Annotated in this window: 1 protein-coding gene; it reads right to left on the bottom strand. The window is 37.1% G+C overall.

Going from position 1 to position 822, the window contains the following annotated elements:
- A partial coding sequence (locus A3735_RS08865; RefSeq protein WP_082885842.1) for a type II toxin-antitoxin system RelB/DinJ family antitoxin occupies window positions 1-244 on the bottom strand: 244 nt, incomplete at its 3' end.
- Between the last annotated feature and the right edge of the window lie 578 nt (window positions 245-822).

The raw sequence follows: 822 nt of genomic DNA, 5'->3' as shown, positions 1-822 counted from the left end.
TAAAAAGCTCTTCAATAGTTCCAGCTTTAGTGCCATTTCCAGACTCTAGCTCTTCAATTGCATTTGCTGTCAAAGTATTTGGTGTTTTTGCTTTAAGTTCAAAAGGTATTCCACCATAATTAATAACAGCTTTGGCAAATAGCTTTAAGGCTTGCGAGGTGCTTAGACCCATATCGTCACATACATTAGTAAATGCTAGCTTTGTGTCATGGTCTATGCGTGTACTTAGCATTTCTGTCTTCATATTTGATACCTATTTGCTTAATATGTAATACATAGTAAAACGAAGTATAGCAAAGTGCATGTAACAAGGCCATCTTGCGGATCTCGTTTTCTGTCACCTTTTATGCAAAGAAACGCATAAAAGTCGCCATCAAACTTCGACCGCAAATGGCGGCGTTNTATGCGCAAAAGTACCAAACACTTGTACGCGGTTTTCTTAGTTTTGTGCAAAGATGGCCTTCTTATAAAGTCAGGTTATCATCAAGGTTCAGTGTTCTAAAAATTAGTTTTTTGCTCAGCGTAATCGGGTCACTTTGATGGGTGGTTTCGTTGACAGTTCAGGTAAGAATTTAGGGTTTATCGTGGTCAAAATCAGATAAACAAAATAAAAATTATTGTATGGTTTATTGCGTCGTTTCTGAGTTCTTAACAATAAATTAAGAGCATAAGGTCAAAAGACTAAAAGCAAAAATCATATAACCAGGCCATCTTTCGGATCTTCGTTTTCTGTCACCGTTTATGCAAAGAAACGCATAAACGTCGCCATAAAACTCATCCCGCAAATGGCGGCGTTATATTCTTAAAGGAGAAAGGTGATTA

Source organism: Oleiphilus sp. HI0061, from assembly GCF_001635675.1.
The sequence above is the reverse complement of the archived record's forward strand: the minus strand, read 5'-3'. Positions and strand labels throughout refer to the sequence as shown.